Genomic DNA, 16,338 nt, shown 5'->3' with positions numbered 1-16,338 from the left:
GGCTTCTGCGCTACTTTTCACCCGAAAGCATGAATTAGTTGATTAATGATCATCATCGGTGATTTTTGGGGCAACTTCCCCGCGATGCAGGCAGAGAGGAGTGCCGATGTGCGGAATCGCGGGGGCGGTCTCGGCCGAACACGTCGATCCACACGCCCCCCTGGGCATGCGCCGCCTCGCCGTCATCGACACCGCCACCGGCGACCAGCCGGTCTGTGACGAAGGCGGCGGTGTCGTGACGGTCTTCAACGGCGAGGTGTACAACTTCGCCGTCCTGCGGGCGGAACTCACAGCGCGAGGCCACCGGTTCACCCCCCGCGGCGATGCCGAGCGCCTGGTCCGCCGCTACGAGGAATTTGACGACGACCTGGCACGGCAGCTGCGCGGCATGTTCGCCTTCGCGGTCTGGGACGGCGGCCGACGCCGCCTGGTGCTTGACCGCGACAGGTTCGGCAGGAAGCCGCTCCACCACCGCGCCGACGGCCAGTCCTCGCGGCTCGCCTCTGAACCGAGGTCGCTCGCGCAGGACGCCGGGATGGCCCGCCGGGTGGACCCGATGGCTCTCCACCACTACCTGACCTTCGCGCACGTTCCCGCCCCCTGGTCGATCTACCAGGGCGCTGGCAAGTTGCCTCGGGGCCATGTGCTGATCTGGCAGGAGGGCACGGCGACGCCGCGCCGCTACTGGCGGCTCGACCTCACTCCCCGGCCGGTGACACACAAGGTGGTGCTCAACCCTTCGGGGGCGGGCAAGCTCCTGCCCTTGATCTCCTGGCACTTCGACGAGCCGTTCGCCGACTCCTCGGCGCTGCCGACGTTCTGCCTGGCCCGGATGAGCAGCGAGCACGTCACCGTCGTGCTCATCGGGGACGGCGGCGACGAGATATTCGGCGGGGACCGGCGCTACGCGCTGATACGCCGGGCGGGCCGGCTGTTCCCCCTGCGTCCGGCGGGGACCTGCCTCGGCCGTCTCGGCGACTGCCTGGCCGGACGCGGCAGTTCCCGATCCCGGTCGCGCGACGCGGCCCGGGTGCTCCAGCTTCCGGCTTGCCCGGTGAATCGCCGCTACGGGCGCGTCATGTCCTGCTTCACGGCCAAGCAGAAGCGGGCGCTCTGCACCAACGGCATGCGCGAGCGGATCGCCGTGGACAGCGAAGTACCGCCCGACGAGGCGTGGCGTCCCGCCCGGGCGACGGGCACCGTGGGGCGGCTGGTGAAGGTGGACGTCCACACCTACCTGCCCGGTGACCTGAGGGGGCGCGGCGGCCGGACCAAGTACCTGCTGAGGAAGGCGGCCCAGCCGTGGCTGCCCGCCTCGGTTCTGGACCGGCCCAAGGTCGGCTTCGGGGTGCCACTGGCCGACTGGCTGCGCCGTGCGCTGCGGGACTTCGCCCACGATCTGCTCACCGATACCACCTCAAGGAACAGGGGCCTGTTCCGCCCCCAGGCGGTCGCCGCGTCGTTGCGCGAGCATCAGGAGGGCCATGACCACGCCCACCGCGTCTGGGCCTTCACCCAGCTCGAGCAGCGGTACCGCCACTTCGAACGTGTTCGGCCCGTCCCGTCTGGCAGGCCGCCGTGTCAGGGGGGCGCCTGATGGTGCGGGTGTGCGAGGTCATCAAGACGCTCGACGTGGGCGGCGCGGAGGTGCTGCTGACCGAACGGCTCGGCCTTGCCCCGCAAGACGGCCTGTCGTACACGGTGGTGTGCCTGCGCACCCGCACCCGCGGGCTGACCGACCAGCTTCGGGAGGCGGGTGTGCCGGTCGTCGACCTGTCCTCGCCCATGGGGCCGGCCCGCTACCTTCGTCTGGTGTGGACGGTGGGACGGCTGCGTCCTCACGTGGTCAACGTCCACTCGCCGCTGCTGGCCAGCCTGCTGCGGCCCTGCGTCCGGCTGCTGCGGCGCCGGCCACGGCTGATGTCGACCATGCACAGCGTCCGCCTGCGCTGGCCGACCGCCGGCCTCAACCGGCTGACGATCGGGCTGGACGACGTCACGGTGGCTGTCTCCCCTCTCGTGGCCCGTGCTCCCACCACCCGCGGCGCCCGGCACCTCGTCAGCCGGGTGCACGGCATCAACCTCGCCGAGCAGCGACACTGGGCGGAACGAAAGGCTGCCGTCCGGCGGGAGTTCGGCGTTCCGGACGGGGCGTTCCTCATCGTCTGCGTCGCCAACTTCACCTGGATCAAGAATCACGGGCTGCTGGTGAGGGCCGCCGACCGAGTGGTGCGCCGCAGGCCCGACGCGCTGTTCCTGTTGGCCGGCGACGGCGAGCTGCGCGCCGGGGTGGTCCGTGACATCGAGCGGTGCGGGCTGGGCGAGCGGGTCCGCGTCCTCGGCCAGGTGCCGAACGCCAGGCGGCTGACTGCCTGCGCCGACCTGTTGGTCCTCAGCTCCCACCACGAGGCACTGCCCGTGGTGATCATGGAGGCTCTCGCGGCGGGAGTGCCGACTGTCTGCCCCGCCGTTGGCGGGGTGCCCGACCTGGTGCGCCACGGGCGCAACGGCATCCTCACCGAGCCGGAGTCGGCCGAGGACCTGGCCGCCGGGATTCTCGAGGCGATGAGTCCGGGCACCCACCGGAGGCTGCGAGCGGGAGCCCGTGAGAACGCCGGTCTGGTCGACATGGCTTCCACCGCCGTGTGGTTCGAGCACCTCTACAAGGAGCTCGCCGCGGGCCGCTCGCGCCGACCCCGACCCATCCCTCCCCAGGAAGGAACCGACACGTGCCCACCACCGTCCACGGCATGATCAAGATGATCTGGAGCCACCCCGCCAACCGGGGGCGCCGGGGCCGCGCCCTGGCCACCACGGTCGGCTGGCAGGCGTACAAACGGCTTGTCGGGAGGCCGTTCGACCTCAGCGTGTACGGCGGCATGCCGTTCCGCGCCTACCGCGACAGCTCCCAGGCGGGCCGGTTCCTCTACTTTGGTGGGCTGCCGGACTACGAGGAAATGACCTTCATGGAGCGCTTCCTCCGCCCGGGGGACGGCTTCATCGACGGCGGCGCCAACGAGGGCATGTTCACCCTGCTGGCGGCCAAGCTCGTGGGCCCCACCGGGGCGGTGCACGCCTTCGAGGCGGTCCCGACCTATCTGGACCGGCTCCGGGACAACGTCCGGGCGAGCCAGCTGGACTGGGTCACCGTCCACGACGTGGCGATCGGCGCGGAGCCAGGCCGGGTGCCGTTCGTGCTCAACGGCGTCGGCTCCCGCATCCGGACCGAGGCCGACGAGGCCACCGGCCCTGAGGTGAGCGTCCGACGGCTCGACGACGTGCTGCCCGAGCGGCCGTTCGCCATGGGCAAGCTCGACGTGGAAGGTGCGGAGCACCAAGCCCTTCTCGGGGCCACCCGACTGATGGCCTGCGGGGAGCCGGCGGTGTGGATGGTGGAACTCGTGGACCGGTTCCTCGGCCGCTACGGATCCTCCCGCGCACAGCTCATCGGATGGCTCGACGACCACGGCTACGACCTGGCGCTCTACGACCCGGACCGCAACGAGCTGACGCCGACGTCCCGCCCCTCGGCTGAGGGACCGGACGTGCTGGCCGTCTCGCGGCGCCGCATGGCCTGGGTCCGGGATCGGCTCTCCTGACAACGAAAGGAAACTCCTCCGTGAACACGACGAAACCCACGCCTCGCATCGAACGCGCGGTCGTCACCGGTGCCGCCGGCTTCATCGGCTCGCATCTGGTGGACGCCCTGCTACGGCGCGGGGTCACCGTCCTCGGCATCGACCGGCGCTCCCCCCGGAACGATGACACGGCGGCGCGGAACCTCCGCGACGCGCTCAGTGAGCCCGGCTTCCGGCTGGTCTCGGGCGACCTGGTCACCGACGAGCTGAAGCGGTGGTTGGAGGGCGCGGATGCCGTCTTCCACCTCGCCGGTGTGCCCGGTGTCCGACCGTCGTGGGGAGACGCCTTCCACGAGTACCTGGCCTGCAACGTGCTGGCCACGCAGCGGCTGATGGATTCCATCCAGTCGCTCAGCGTGCCACGCCTGGTCCTCGCCTCCTCCTCCAGCGTCTACGGCGACACGGCTGGTACCGGCCCGCTCCGCGAGGACGGCGTCACGGCCCCGAGTTCACCGTACGGCGTCACCAAGCTTGCCGCCGAGCGACTCGCGCTCGCCTACGCGCTGGCGCCCGGGAGCCCCACCAGCGTGGTCGCGCTGCGCTACTTCACCGTCTACGGCCCCCGGCAGCGGCCGGACATGGCCATCGGGCGCATGCTCCGCGCTGTGCTCACCGGGCAGCCGTTGGCGCTGTACGGGGACGGACAGCAGCGCCGGGACTTCACCTTCGTCACGGACGCCGTCGAGGCGACCATCGCCGCCAGCGTCGCGCCCGCCACCGCCGAGGCGGTCAACGTCGGCGGAGGAGACAGCGTGACGGTACGCCAGGTCCTGCGGCACGTCGCCGACATCACCGGAAAGGAAGTCCCGGTGCGGGCCGACGAGCAACAGGCTGGCGACGTGCGAACCACCGCCGCCGACCTCTCCAAGGCTCGCACGCTTCTCGCCTACCGGCCCTCGGTAGCCCTGCGAGAGGGCGTCGAACGCCAGTGGGCCTGGCTGTCATCCCAGACCGCGTAGAAGGGCAGGGACCATGCGGATCTTTCTCGATGTCGGGGCACACTACGGTGAGTCGCTGGACATCGCGCTGGATCCCCGGTGGGGATTCGAGCGGATCTACTCCTTCGAGCCGTCGCGGGCCTGCCATCGGATTCTGCGCGGCTTCCGCGACTCCCGGGTCGTCATCGTGCCGGCCGGGTTGTCCAACAGAGCGGGCGAGGCGACCCTGTTCGGCACCGGCCTGCTCGGGGCCAGCGTGTACGCCGACAAGGGACAGCACGCTCGACATCTGGAGGCGGAGGTCATCGCCCTCACACGCGCCACGGACTGGCTGCGCGCGAACACCTCGCCGGCCGACGAGATCTACCTCAAGCTCAACTGCGAAGGCAGCGAGTGCGACGTGCTGGACGACCTGCTGGACAGCGGTGCCATCGACCGCATCCGCAGCGTCTACGTCGACTTCGACGTGCGGAAGGTGCCCAGCCAGGCCCACCGCCAGGCGTTCGTCGAGCAACGCCTGCACGAACGGGCCACGCCCTTCGTCACGCCCGGCACGCTGGCGCTTCCCGCCGGCGCCCCGGCCGTGCGGGCATGGCTCGCCAGGGTGCGTCCGGTCGAGCGCGCCGCGCCCGGCCGGTGGCGGTACCGCCTCGGCCTCCACCGGCCTCCCTACCTGTGGGCCAGCCGCGCCGCGCGCGGCGCCCTGCCAAAGCCGGTCTACGCCCTGGCCGCGCGCCGTCTGGGCGCCCGGTCCCGGCAGGGCCCCGTCCGCTGACCCAGCCGGCACTCACGGCGTCCCGCAGTCACAACAGGTCGTGGAGCATCGCGGCGACGCGCTGGGGAGAGAACTCGCGCTCCGCTCGGGCTCGCAGTCGCCGTCCCAGCGCCCGCCGCTCCGCTGGAGCGGCGGACATCACGGCGCATACGTGGCCAACGAGCACGTCGAGGTCGCCGACGGGTGCCACATACGGGTAGCCGGCGCCGACGACGTCGCCGGATCCGCCCGCGTTCGTCGTCACCACAGGGGTGGCGGAGGCCATGGCCTCCAGCAGGACCCGAGGAAAGCCTTCCTCGTAGCTGGGCATGACCAGGCAGTCGGCCGCCGCGTACAACTCGGGCAGGTCCCGGTTGGGCACCGCGCCCAGCAGCGACATCCGCCCGCCCAGCGCGGGGTCGGCGGCCTGCCGCGCCAGGCGGGCGCGCTCGGGGCCGTCCCCGACCACGACAAGACGGACACGGATCCCGGATGCCGAATCAGCCGCGGACGCGTCCGTCTGCTCCTCGACGACCGAACGGACGCGGGCGAGCAGCGGGGCCAGGAGCCGAACTCCCTTTCGGTATGACAGTCGGTGGACGAAGAGCAGGACAAACTCGTCCTCGCCCCACCCCAGCCGCGCGCGGGCTCTCGCCCGCCCCTCCTCGTCCAGCGGCGCGAACCGCTTCGCATCCACGTCGTTGTACAGCAGCCGCATCCGGTGACGTGGTATCCCCCAGAGCCCGGCCATGAAGGGGACCATCGTCTCCGGGCCAGTCACCAGGCAGTGCACCAGCCGTGCCGTCACCCGGTTCACGGCGTCGTGGACCCCGTCCCCGAGAGTCTTGCGCTGCTCCGGCCCTCGCACGTCGGGCAGGCCGCTGCGCCACAGCAGGATGCGGTGGCGGTAGAGCGGGCGGGTGAGGATGAGAATGATCAGGAACAGGGTGGAGTAGCGCAGGAAGTACGTGCGATAGCCTGCGCGGGCGCAGCGGTGGATCGTAAGAGCCGTGCCCAGCGCCCGGCCGAGCCGGCCCCGGCGCTGGCCGGGGACGCGCAGCAGCAGCCGAACTCCGGGCAGTTGGGCGGGGGGCGTGCCGCGCTCGACGGCTGCCGCGACGTCGATCCGCTCGCCGAGCGCGGCGAGCAGCGCCGGGATGTGCGCGAAATGCTCGGACTCGGTCTCGGACAGGTGGGGCACAACGTAGACCAGCTGGGGCCGCGCCTCCCGCGAAGCCTTGGTCGGCCATCTCATCGGCTAGCCCACCGGCTGCGGCTTCTCGGCACGCGGCTGGGGCGCCGCTGCCAGGCGCACCGCACCGGTGATCTTCCTGGAGTCGAAGAGGAACGCCGGGCGTTGGCCCTTGGCTCCACAGAAGTCGAGGAACGCCCTGCTGCAGTTCACGTCGTCGCTCGCGAGGACTCCGCCTGGGGCCATCCGGGACCAGGCCTGGCCGTACTCGAACAGCTGCGGCAGGTACATGTGGTCGCTGTCGTGGAAGAACAGGTCGATCCGCCCGATGCGGGCCAGCGACCGTCTCAGTGAGGTCTCTGGTGACGTGGCACTGAGGACCTCCAGCCGCCACCGGGGGTGCTGGGCCACCAGGCGGCCTGCGGAGTCGCTGATGTCGAAGCTGTGCAGCACGCCGGCTCCGTTGCGCTCCAGGGCGGAGAGCAGCAGCCAGGATGAGCGGCCGTCTGCCACTCCGGTTTCCACGACCGATTCCGGCCGCAGCAGCCGGCCCAGCCCGTACAGCGCGGCGCTGGTCTCGGCCTCAACGCCGTGGGTCCTCGGGTAGTGGAGCTCCGTTTCGGCGTAGCGGGCGGCCAGTTGCTCGGAGACCTCCTGATACTCACCGAGAACCTCGGCGACCTGGTTCGGTTGCCACCCCAGGCTCTCCAGGAACGCCCCCGCTGAGGTGGCCAGCCGCCCGCCGGAGCTGGTGAAGTCCGCGATGCCTGGCGGGGTGCACCGCCGGATGCCCGCTCCCAGCGCGCGCATCGCCAGATGCCCACTCAGTACCGAGGCGACGGGCCTTACGCCCGCCTGCCTGACCCATCGGCGAAGCATGCCCGCCCGCCTCACGGTGTTATGGCTCATGTTCTGGTGTTTCCCTCTGTGTCAGTCTGAACAGGACGGAGTGCCGGCCACGGAATGGAAGAGAGTGGCCAGCATGTCGATGTTGGTCTCGAAGCCATACGTCGCGAGGGCACGGCGCCGCACCGCGTCCAGTTGCCCGGCGCTGTGTGGAGACTCGAGGACGCGGCGCACGCCCGCCGCGATGTCCGCCGGCTCGGGGGCGACCAGGGTCACGCTCTCCCAGCCATCGGTGGCCGCCGGAATGCCGCCCACCGAGGTGGCGACGACGGGAACGCCCGATGCCGCCGCCTCCATCAGCGTGCGCGGCATTCCCTCGTCGCGCGAGGAGATGACGAACAGGTCCGCGCCGGCCATCTCCTGGCGCACCCCCGCCACGTCCCGCGCGCCGAGGAACGCCACATGGCCACCCAGCCCCAGGCGGTGGGCCTGCTGCGCGAGGGCCCCCCGGAGCGGCCCGTCGCCCACGATGCGCAGCCGCAGGTCGGGCAGGGTTGTGATGAGCCTGGCAACGGCGGAGAGTAGCAGGTCGTACCCCTTCGAGCGGTGAAGCCGGCCGACCGCCAGCAGCCGGGGAGCGGACGCGTCGAACAGGGGCGGCCGAGCGCGCGGCAGTGGTTGCTCCCAGATGGGAAGCAGCCGGGAGGGGATGAGGACCGAGGAGATGCCGCGTCGATCCAGCGCGTCGGCGATCGACCGGGCGACGACGCGGCGGGCGTTGGCGCGCCGGGCGAACGTCACGACGGCACGGCGCAGCACCGCCCGGCGCCAACGCCCCAGGGAGGCGACCGGCAGTCCGAGGTAGTCGCCGTGCACGTCCATCAGCCAGGGGCGCCTCACGCGGCGAGAGACCAGCCACGCGGCGAGCCACCCCCACGGCTCGGCTCCGTTGAGCACGACGACTTCGCCCCGGCGGGTGGCTTCACGCGCGAGGCGCGCACCGTTCCTGGCCGCCTCGGCCACCCACACCAGCGAGTGCGGGCCGGGTCGGCGTGGCTGCCTGACGACGTGCAGTGATCCGCTCCGCAGGTCCAGCGACGGACCCGCCCACACGCAACAGGCCCGCCCGAGCTGATCGCCCAGCGCCCCCCAGGTGCGGAAGTCCTTGGAGTCGGTGACGTCCGGCTGCCGGGCTCCGGAGAACGTCACGACCGTGAGCGGGGGTTGAGGGTTCCGGGCTGTCATGTGGGACTGAGCCGATAGCGGGACAGCAGCGACGGCAACTCGGGTCGGTCCAACCGTGCCCAGGCGTCAACCGCCGAGAGGCATGGCACGAACGGCGCGTCGCCCTGGTCGTACGTGGGGTGGTCGAAGTCGAAGAATCTCACCGCGATGCCCTGCGCGGCGAAGGCCGCCAGGTCCAGATAGTCCCGTCCGGAAGGGCCCGAGAGGTACTCGTCGGCGCCCACCGCCCGGCACAGGTTGACCAGCAGCTCACTCCGGGTCCCGGCCATGCGGAGCGCGGAGGCGCGTACACGGGGCACCGTGACATCGAACTGGGCCAGCAGCCAGGCGGCGAGGTCGAGGTTGAGGTCGGCCAGGTGGCCGCCGGCGGGTGCCGCGTCGATCAGTTCCAGCACAGGTCCGATGTGGTTCGCGCCCGGGGTGACGGCGAGCGCCTGCGTCAGCCGCCCCCGGTAGCGCCGCCGCCAGTGCGGCGCCTCGTAGATCCGCACCTCGTGGATGGGTGTGCCGAGAGGTGCGAACACGGGTACGGTCAGCCAGGTGGGACGCCCACCGAGCAGGACCCGGTTGCGGTTCTGGACGTAGTTCTTGCGGTACGGGACCGAGTCGAGCACGATCCACAGGTCAGAGGCGGCCACCTTGGCGAGGAGGCCGAGCCACGGCAGGTGCTCGGGCTGGTGGATGGTGACCCTCACGATGCCGCCCCCATCACATCAGGGCTTCCATGCGGGAGATCTCGAACGCCTCGCCGTACCGGGCGCCCATCTCGTAGCCCCGGTAGCGGGAGCGGGCCTCGACACCCTCGATCCACTTCTCCCCACCGTACTTCTCGTACTCCGACCGGTGCTGGCGCAACGCCCGGAGCTTCAGCTCGACGGTGTCGTCGATGTTGACGTACAGCTGGGGACGGAAGCCGACGTAGCTGCGCCCGGCGGGCGTGATCGGCTCGTACATGACGATGGAGTTGTAGTACCTGCCGGCGGCGATGGTGGCGAGCGCGGTGTTGGCATGGGACCGGTGTGTGTCGAACGGCCAGTGGGTGAAGACCATGGTGGGTCTGAAATCGTCGACGACCTCGTTGATGGCCTCCACCACGGTCGAGTGGTTCTCCACGTCCTTGGCGGGAAACTCCAGGATGTCAAGCTGCCTCACGCCCAGGGTCATGGCGGCTCCCCTCCCCTCCGCCACCGCGACGTCGGCGTCGCGGTGGCGGCTGCCGTCGTACGCGGTGTACGCGGAGGTGCTCATCACCAGGAAGCGCACCAGCGCCCCAGCCTTGACCAGGCGGGCGGCGGTGCCCGCGGCCGCGAGCTCGATGTCGTCGAGGTGGGCCCCGACGAAGAGACTCCGCTCGAATATCGGGTTACTGCAGAGCATCGTGGTGTCCTCTCAGCGTTCTGCCGACGTCCTGGGCGGCACGGCACGGCCCGCCGCCGCGAGCGCGGCCTTCCCGGCCGGTGTGCTGCCCGTTACGCGGAATCCCGCCCGCTCGTAGAGCGTGAGCGCCGGCTTGTTGCGCGGGTCGCAGACGACGGTCACGGTCCCCGAGACCTCGGCGAGGAAGCGGTCGAGCAGCTGGGAGGCGGTGCCGGTGCGCCACTGGCCGGGGTCGGTGGCCAGCCGGTGGATGTGCGTCACGTGCTGCTGCCGGGAGGCGATGAGGAAGCCGACCGGCCTGTCCCGGACCACGGCGACGAGGCTCAGCTCTCGCTTGCCGGGCAGCGCGCGGGTGAAGTTCTCCGCCCGCCACGGCTCGTCGTCATAGTGGCTACTGGCCTGGTGGGCCCGTCGTTCCACCTCGACGAGCTCGAAAAGGAGATGGTCCGCCACATGCTCCAGCCGCAGCAGCTGCCGCGGTGGGTGGCCCGCGTCCGATTCCGCCCTGCCGTCCATGCAGACTCCCGGAGTCGAGATGTCGCCCTCTGTCATCAGAGTGACACGCCATGGAGCCATATGGGGGATGTTGCGTACGATTCACCCGAAAGGCGTATCTAACCCGCTTGCACACCCCTTCAGGACATGCGGCACGGCAAACTGAGCACGGCCCGTCGTCGGAAGCGCAGGCGGAGGAACCGTGCGACATCGTGTGATGCGGAACCTGTCCCGGGATGCCGCCCTGCCGCTGGTCGGGGCGGTAACGGGCCTGCTCCTGCTGATGTACGGCCTCGTCGCGCACAGCGATCTGGTCGCCGGTCTGCTGGCGTCGCCGGAGTCCGAGGCGGCCCAGGCGGGGGGTGACGCGGGGTGGCAGGTGGCCCTACTGGTCGGGGCAGTTGCCGTCGTCGCCGCTCTGCTGCCGCCGCCCGGCGTGCTGCTTGCAGCGGCCGTCGTGATGGTCCACGGGCTGGGCTCGGCCGCGCTCACGGCCCCGGTGATGGGGCCGCTGCTCGCCAGCGACCTGCTGCTGCTGGTGTATCTGGTGCGCGTGCCGGCGCCGCCACGTCAGGAGGGCCGGGGAGCGGCACGCCGGCTGGTCGGCCCGTCCCTGGCGCTCTTCCTGGGCTGGTCCGTCCTGGCCACAGCCATCGCCGGGGCCTCGGTCACGCCGCTGCTGCGAATCGCCGTCTACGCCGCCGTGTTCCTGGCGCTGTCGCGTCGCGGGACCAGCGAACGGCGGGTGGTCTACGGCGTGGTCCTCTGCTACGCGCTGGTCAACCTCGCCGGCGGTGTGCTCCAGGGGCAGACCCGGCTGGTGGGTCTGGACATCGGCGATCCGGCGCAGACCGGCGCGCTGCTGCTGGCGGCGCTGTGTCCCCTGCTCAGCGGCGAACTCCGTTTCACCGGCCGTTGGGTCGTCGCCGCGGCGCTGCTGGGCGGGATCTTCCTGACGCAGACCCGCGGTGTGTGGTTCGCAGCCGCCGTCATGCTCCTCGTCTGGCGGATGCCAAGGCTGTCGCCGGTCCAACTCGTGACCCTCCTCCTGGGCATGGCGGTGCTGGGGTTCAAGATCGTTGACTCGGTGTCCCAGCGTTTCGGACTCAACGGGGACAGCGTCGGCTACCGGGTACACAGCATCGTCAACGGGATTCGCGACGGCCTGGCCAACCCCGTCTTCGGGAGCGGCTGGGGGGAAATCTCGTCCATGGAGTACCTCAGACAGCACCTGTCGGACCTTCCAGAAGAGGTCAGGCCCTACAACCTGTTCGTCAGTGTCTTCACCTTCACGGGAGTCCCGGGCCTGCTGCTGCTGACGCTGTTTCTGGCCGCGCTGCTTGGCCCGCTGCTGGCCGCCCGCCGCGGCGCCCCGCTGCTGTTCACGGTCGCCGTGCTCACCATGTCCCTCTCCGAGATGACGTTCTTCGCCGGCTCCATGCTGACGCTGCTGTTCTTCGTCTACGCCGGCCTGGGTCTCGGCCGGGAGGACGCCCCACCGTCCGGTGACGGGTCGGTCAAGAAGGAGAATCCTCCGCCGCCACGTCGCGGCTCGGCTCCGCCGGGCCACGTGGCGGGGGCATCGCCCTGACGAGAGACCGCAGGGCGGCGAACCAGCCGACGGTGCTGAGGGCCACCAGGCACAGCGAGCCCCAGGCGAAAGCCGCGGTCACGGCCGAGGCGCCTGACCAACTCCGGGCCGCGACCACCAGCAGCCCCATCAGACCCAGGCCCTCGGCCGTCACGAACGCCAGCCGGACACCGGGGCGGCCCAGTGCCGATGGCAGCACCTTCCCCCACACGACCGTGCCCCGCAGCGCGGCTGCGGCCAGCAGCACCACGGCGGGCGTGGCCAGTGCCGTGTACGCCGGGCCGTAGACAAGGCCGAGCACCGGACCGGACAGGGGAACCGCCACCGCCACGCCGGCCCCACCCACGGCCGATGTCACGGCGCTGGAGCGGAGCGCGTCACGCATGACCGCCGCACGGCGCCCACAGGCACGTGCCCGCGCCAGGCGCGGGTGAAGTTGAGCGGACACGGGGTTGATGACGCTGGCGAGGAGGCGTCCAGGGGCGGCGACGACCTTGAGGTACGTCACGAGGGTGGGTCCGCCGAGCAGCCCGGCCAGCAACGAGACCCCGTTCTCGGCGGCCACGGCCACCGACGCGGTGGCCGAACTCTTCATCACGAAGGGGACCAGGCCTCCGGGCAGCCGGGCGTCGCCCTCTTCGTCACCTCCCCCACCGACTCCGCCGCGAGGAACGCCACAGGCCCGGCGCACGTGGCGGCAGGCGTCAGCGGTAAGCAGGGCCGTCGTCGCCAGGCCGGAGACCGCGCCCGCCGCCAGGTAGCCGGCCGGTCCGGCGGCCAGCAGGGCCAGCAGCGTCACCACGCACCCAACCAGGGCCAGCGCCACGCGTATTCCACCGAGCCGGGACAGCCGGTCGGCGAGGGCATAGCCGGCCGACGCACTACCTGAGGGAGTGGCCGTGCCCGCTGCCAGCACCGCCAACACCAGGAACGTGCCCTGTCCGTCGGGAAGCGCTCCGGAGGCGGCGACGGCGATCGCGGCCGCCACGCCGACAACCGTGGCCACCGCGCCCGTCGCGACGTCCACGCGCAGCAACCGGTGGTAGAGCCGGGTACCTCGGCCCGGGCCGCCCCGTCGCGCGGCGGGCACGAAGTGCTGCATGGCGTCCTCCATGCGTGGGTCCCACACCAGAAACCAGACCGTCGCCACGGACTGCGCGAAGAACACCTGCCCCGCCTCCGCCGCACCGGCGAGCCGGACCAGCATGGCGGTGGTGACGAACGACAGCACCGACTCAACCTGGCCGGCGGCGCTGAGCGAGGCGAACGCGGCGAGGTGGCGCCGGTATGGCAGCCACGGGCGCGGGATGCCCGCGGCTCGCGCCCGCGGGGTGCCCACCGGAGCGGTGCCCGATGATCCGCCGGGCACGCCCTACAACACCTCGACGTTCTCACCGCGGCGGCAGCGGTTGCGCGTGTCGAACACGTACGCCCCTGCCCGCTCGACGAGCGCGTAGTCGAAGGCGTCGTGGTCGGTGGCGACCACCACCGCGTCGGCCGCGCGGACCTCGGCCTCGGTCAACTGGACGCGGGTGATGTCCTGGGGCAGCAGCGCGGAGTCGGTGTGCGGCTCCACGGCGACCACTCGGGCGCCGAGCCCGACCAGGGACCGTGCCAGCGCGAGGGCCGGCGACTCGCGAATGTCGCCGGTGTTCTTCTTGTAGGCCAGGCCCAGTTGCAGGACGCGGGAGCCGTTGACCGGCTTGCCGCGCGCGTTCAGGCCCCGGCTGATCCGTGCCACGACGTGGTCGGGCATGGCGCCGTTGATCTCGTTCGCCAGCTGGATGGTCCTGACGTCCTGTCGCAACAGGCGCCTGACCTGCCAGGACAGGTAACAGGGGTCGACCGGCAGGCAGTGCCCTCCCACGCCGGGGCCCGGGCGGAACGGCATGAATCCGAACGGCTTGGTCGCGGCGGCCTCGATGGCCTCCCAGATGTCGGCGTCCAGCGATCTGGAGACCATGGCCAGCTCGTTGACCAGTGCGATGTTGACGTGTCGGAAGGTGTTCTCCAGCAGCTTGCACAGCTCGGCGGTGCGGCAGGAGCCCACGGGCACGGTGCGCTCCACAAGGCGGCCGTAGAAGCGCTCGATACTGCGCAGCGAGGCGGCATCGATGCCGGCGACCACCTTGGGGGTGTTCTCCAGCCGCCAGCGGGTGTTGCCGGGGTCGATCCGTTCAGGGCTGTAGCCCAGGTGGAAGTCGGAGCCGGCCTGCAGGCCGCTGCCGTCCTCCAGCAGCCGCCGCAGCAGGCACTCGGTGGTGCCCGGATAGGTGGTCGACTCCAGGATCACGGTGGCGCCCGGCGTGATGTGGGGCGCCAGGTTCAGGCCCGCACGCTGGACGTGGCGCAGGTCGGGGACGCCATCGCGCAGCGGCGTCGGCACACTGATCGTGCAGACGTCGAAGTCGGCGGCCTCATCATGGTCGGTCGTCGGGTGGTACCGGCCGGTGGCGAGCGCGGCCTCCAGCCGTGCGTCGCTGACATCCTCGACGTACGAATCACCAGACTCCAGGTGCTTGACCCGCAGTGCGTCGGTGTCGAGCCCAATCACGGTGAATCCGCATTCCACGGCCCGTACGGCCAGGGGAAGTCCTACATATCCCTGTCCGACGACCACCAACTTCTGACGCCTGCCGCGACTGTCGCTATACACAGCCCACCCCTCCAAAAATACTACGATGCCCCCAAGTCCACGTGATTTCCTTCGGGTTGTATGTGCGCAAGACGGTGCGGCTACTCAACCGAGAACCGAGGTTCACTCTTACTGGGTAACCGGGTGCATATCCGAAAAGAGCGAGTGGCCACCACTCCATCAGCGGTGACAATTGGGTGACTCGCAATTCCCCAGAGAGCGGAGTGACGGCTCTATGAATGACCGCATGACGTACCTTGTCACGGGCGGGGCAGGATTCATCGGCTCGCATCTCGTCGATGGCCTGCTGACGGCGGGCAGGCGGGTGGTGGTACTCGACAACCTCTCCACCGGGCGCGCGGAGAACCTGGCGACGGCCAGGAAGCACAGCGCGTTCCGGTTCGTTCACGGCTCCGTGCTCGACGCCACGCTGGTGGACGCGTTGACACGGGAATGTGACGCCGTGGTGCACCTCGCCGCAGCCGTCGGGGTCAAACTGATCATCGAACAGCCGCTGACGTCGTTCATCACGAACATCCGAGGCACCGAGACCGTCATCGACGCGGCGCATCGCCACGGCTGCGGAGTCCTGCTGGCGAGCACGTCGGAGATCTACGGCAAGAATTCACATGGCGCGCTCGGTGAGATGGCCGATCGCATCCTTGGCAGCCCGTCGGTTGCCCGGTGGTCGTACAGCACCGCGAAGGCCGTGGACGAGGTGCTGGCCAACCTCTACCACCGTGAGCGGGGTCTGAAGACCACCATCGTCCGGTTCTTCAACGTCGTCGGCCCTCGGCAGAGCCCGGCCTACGGCATGGTCGTCCCGCGTTTCGCCCGCCAGGCGGTCGCCGGGTCCCCCCTGACCGTCCACGGGGCCGGCCGCCAGCGGCGCTGCTTCCTCCACGTGGCCGACGCGGTGGCGGCGTTGCTGCTCCTGCTGGACAACCCGGCCGCGGACGGGGAGACGTTCAACATCGGGGGTGAGGAGGAAATCTCCGTCGGTGAGCTCGCCGAACGGATGATCGCCCAGGCTGGGAGCGCGTCGACGGTACGACAGCTGTCCTACGACGAGGCGTATGGCCCGGGCTTCGAGGACATGGAACGCAGACTGCCCGACACCACGAAGTTGCGCGAGCTGACCGGATGGCGGCCCCAGCACTCCCTCGCCGAGGTGATGGCGGCCGCCATCGCTGAGGCCCGTGAGCAGCAGGACGGCACCGAACCGGCGGACGCGCCGGGAGTCCCGGGTCGGCGAAGGCCGGCCGCTCCCTCGGCGCCGGTCGCGGAGGACAGCAGATGAACCCCTCGCTCGCCGCGGTTGCCGCCGGCGCCGCACTGATGATCGTGGTGCTGCTGACGGAGCCGCTGCGGCGCCTCGCTCTCCGCCACGACCTGACCGACCGGCCCGGCGTCCAGAAGGCGCACGCCGCGCCGACGCCGTACCTCGGCGGCGTCGCGGTCGCCGTGGCCACGCTCACCATGGGTGCCGGCACCGCGCTCGCCGGCGGCCTGCTCGACCCGGCGTTGGGGGTCCTCCTCGGCGCCGCCGCGGCCGTGGCCGTGCTCGGCCTCGTCGACGACGCGCGACCGCTCAGCCCCAGGCTGCGGCTGTGCGTCGAAACGCCGG

Annotated in this window: 15 protein-coding genes and 1 pseudogene; 8 read left to right on the top strand and 8 right to left on the bottom strand. The window is 70.9% G+C overall.

Annotation, left to right across the window (positions count from 1 at the left end):
• Nucleotides 1-106: 106 nt before the first annotated feature.
• Genes E1265_RS08450 through E1265_RS08430 form a run of 5 tightly spaced genes read left to right on the top strand, consistent with a single transcriptional unit; the run spans nt 107 to nt 5,351 of the window.
• The gene (locus tag E1265_RS08450; RefSeq protein WP_132929624.1) at nt 107-1,597 is read left to right on the top strand and encodes an asparagine synthase-related protein; all 1,491 of its coding nucleotides are present in this window, start codon (nt 107-109) and stop codon (nt 1,595-1,597) included.
• Nucleotides 1,597-2,754, top strand: coding sequence for a glycosyltransferase (locus tag E1265_RS08445; protein ID WP_132929623.1), 1,158 nt, complete (start codon nt 1,597-1,599; stop codon nt 2,752-2,754). The genes E1265_RS08450 and E1265_RS08445 overlap by 1 nt, the downstream gene beginning before the upstream one ends.
• Nucleotides 2,730-3,599, top strand: coding sequence for an FkbM family methyltransferase (locus E1265_RS08440; protein WP_132929622.1), 870 nt, complete (start codon nt 2,730-2,732; stop codon nt 3,597-3,599). Before E1265_RS08445 ends, E1265_RS08440 begins: the two co-directional genes overlap by 25 nt.
• 20 nt (nt 3,600-3,619) lie before the next feature.
• Nucleotides 3,620-4,597 (top strand): NAD-dependent epimerase/dehydratase family protein, encoded by a 978-nt coding sequence (locus E1265_RS08435; RefSeq protein ID WP_207931004.1) that lies wholly within the window; start codon nt 3,620-3,622, stop codon nt 4,595-4,597.
• A 13-nt stretch (nt 4,598-4,610) separates the two neighbouring features.
• Nucleotides 4,611-5,351, top strand: coding sequence for an FkbM family methyltransferase (locus tag E1265_RS08430; protein WP_132929621.1), 741 nt, complete (start codon nt 4,611-4,613; stop codon nt 5,349-5,351).
• 28 nt (nt 5,352-5,379) lie between these two features.
• Here E1265_RS08430 and E1265_RS08425 read toward each other — a convergent pair whose 3' ends face one another.
• The 6 genes from E1265_RS08425 to E1265_RS08400 all read right to left on the bottom strand — a co-directional run bounded on the left by E1265_RS08425 (nt 5,380) and on the right by E1265_RS08400 (nt 10,506).
• The gene (locus tag E1265_RS08425; RefSeq protein ID WP_132929620.1) at nt 5,380-6,585 is read right to left on the bottom strand and encodes a glycosyltransferase family 4 protein; all 1,206 of its coding nucleotides are present in this window, start codon (nt 6,583-6,585) and stop codon (nt 5,380-5,382) included.
• Nucleotides 6,586-6,588: 3 nt separating this feature from the next.
• Nucleotides 6,589-7,332, bottom strand: a complete 744-nt coding sequence (locus E1265_RS08420) for a class I SAM-dependent methyltransferase (RefSeq protein WP_165953689.1) — start codon at nt 7,330-7,332, stop codon at nt 6,589-6,591.
• 120 nt (nt 7,333-7,452) lie between these two features.
• Complete coding sequence (locus E1265_RS08415; protein ID WP_165953688.1) at nt 7,453-8,577, bottom strand: glycosyltransferase; 1,125 nt, start codon at nt 8,575-8,577, stop codon at nt 7,453-7,455.
• 32 nt (nt 8,578-8,609) lie between these two features.
• A complete protein-coding gene (locus tag E1265_RS08410) occupies nt 8,610-9,308 on the bottom strand; it encodes a WbqC family protein (protein ID WP_165953687.1) in 699 nt (232 codons plus the stop codon).
• Nucleotides 9,309-9,321: 13 nt separating this feature from the next.
• Nucleotides 9,322-9,990: a PIG-L family deacetylase gene (locus E1265_RS08405; RefSeq protein WP_132929616.1), complete on the bottom strand. Its 669-nt coding sequence runs from the start codon at nt 9,988-9,990 to the stop codon at nt 9,322-9,324.
• Between the two features lie 12 nt (nt 9,991-10,002).
• Nucleotides 10,003-10,506 (bottom strand): GNAT family N-acetyltransferase, encoded by a 504-nt coding sequence (locus E1265_RS08400; RefSeq protein WP_165953686.1) that lies wholly within the window; start codon nt 10,504-10,506, stop codon nt 10,003-10,005.
• A gap of 181 nt (nt 10,507-10,687) precedes the next feature.
• Here E1265_RS08400 and E1265_RS08395 point away from each other — a divergent pair, with 181 nt between their 5' ends.
• The gene (locus E1265_RS08395) at nt 10,688-12,076 is read left to right on the top strand and encodes an O-antigen ligase family protein (RefSeq protein WP_132929614.1); all 1,389 of its coding nucleotides are present in this window, start codon (nt 10,688-10,690) and stop codon (nt 12,074-12,076) included.
• Here the strand turns inward: E1265_RS08395 and E1265_RS08390 are convergent.
• The gene (locus E1265_RS08390; RefSeq protein WP_132929613.1) at nt 12,003-13,445 is read right to left on the bottom strand and encodes a hypothetical protein; all 1,443 of its coding nucleotides are present in this window, start codon (nt 13,443-13,445) and stop codon (nt 12,003-12,005) included. The genes E1265_RS08395 and E1265_RS08390 overlap by 74 nt on opposite strands.
• A gap of 3 nt (nt 13,446-13,448) precedes the next feature.
• A complete protein-coding gene (locus E1265_RS08385; RefSeq protein ID WP_347877166.1) occupies nt 13,449-14,696 on the bottom strand; it encodes a nucleotide sugar dehydrogenase in 1,248 nt (415 codons plus the stop codon).
• Nucleotides 14,697-14,958: 262 nt separating this feature from the next.
• On the opposite strand from E1265_RS08385, the gene E1265_RS08380 reads away from it, so the two are divergent.
• Both E1265_RS08380 and E1265_RS08375 read left to right on the top strand, forming a co-directional pair.
• Nucleotides 14,959-16,011: an NAD-dependent epimerase/dehydratase family protein gene (locus E1265_RS08380; protein WP_132929611.1), complete on the top strand. Its 1,053-nt coding sequence runs from the start codon at nt 14,959-14,961 to the stop codon at nt 16,009-16,011.
• Nucleotides 16,008-16,338 (top strand): annotated as a pseudogene (locus tag E1265_RS08375) (undecaprenyl/decaprenyl-phosphate alpha-N-acetylglucosaminyl 1-phosphate transferase); the annotation flags it as partial. The gene E1265_RS08380 and the pseudogene E1265_RS08375, both read left to right, overlap by 4 nt.

Origin of the sequence: Streptomyces sp. 8K308, assembly GCF_004348315.1 — a bacterium.
In the GTDB taxonomy this organism is placed as follows: Bacteria; Actinomycetota; Actinomycetes; order Streptomycetales; family Streptomycetaceae; genus Streptomyces.
This window is presented reverse-complemented; position numbering and strand designations above follow the sequence as displayed.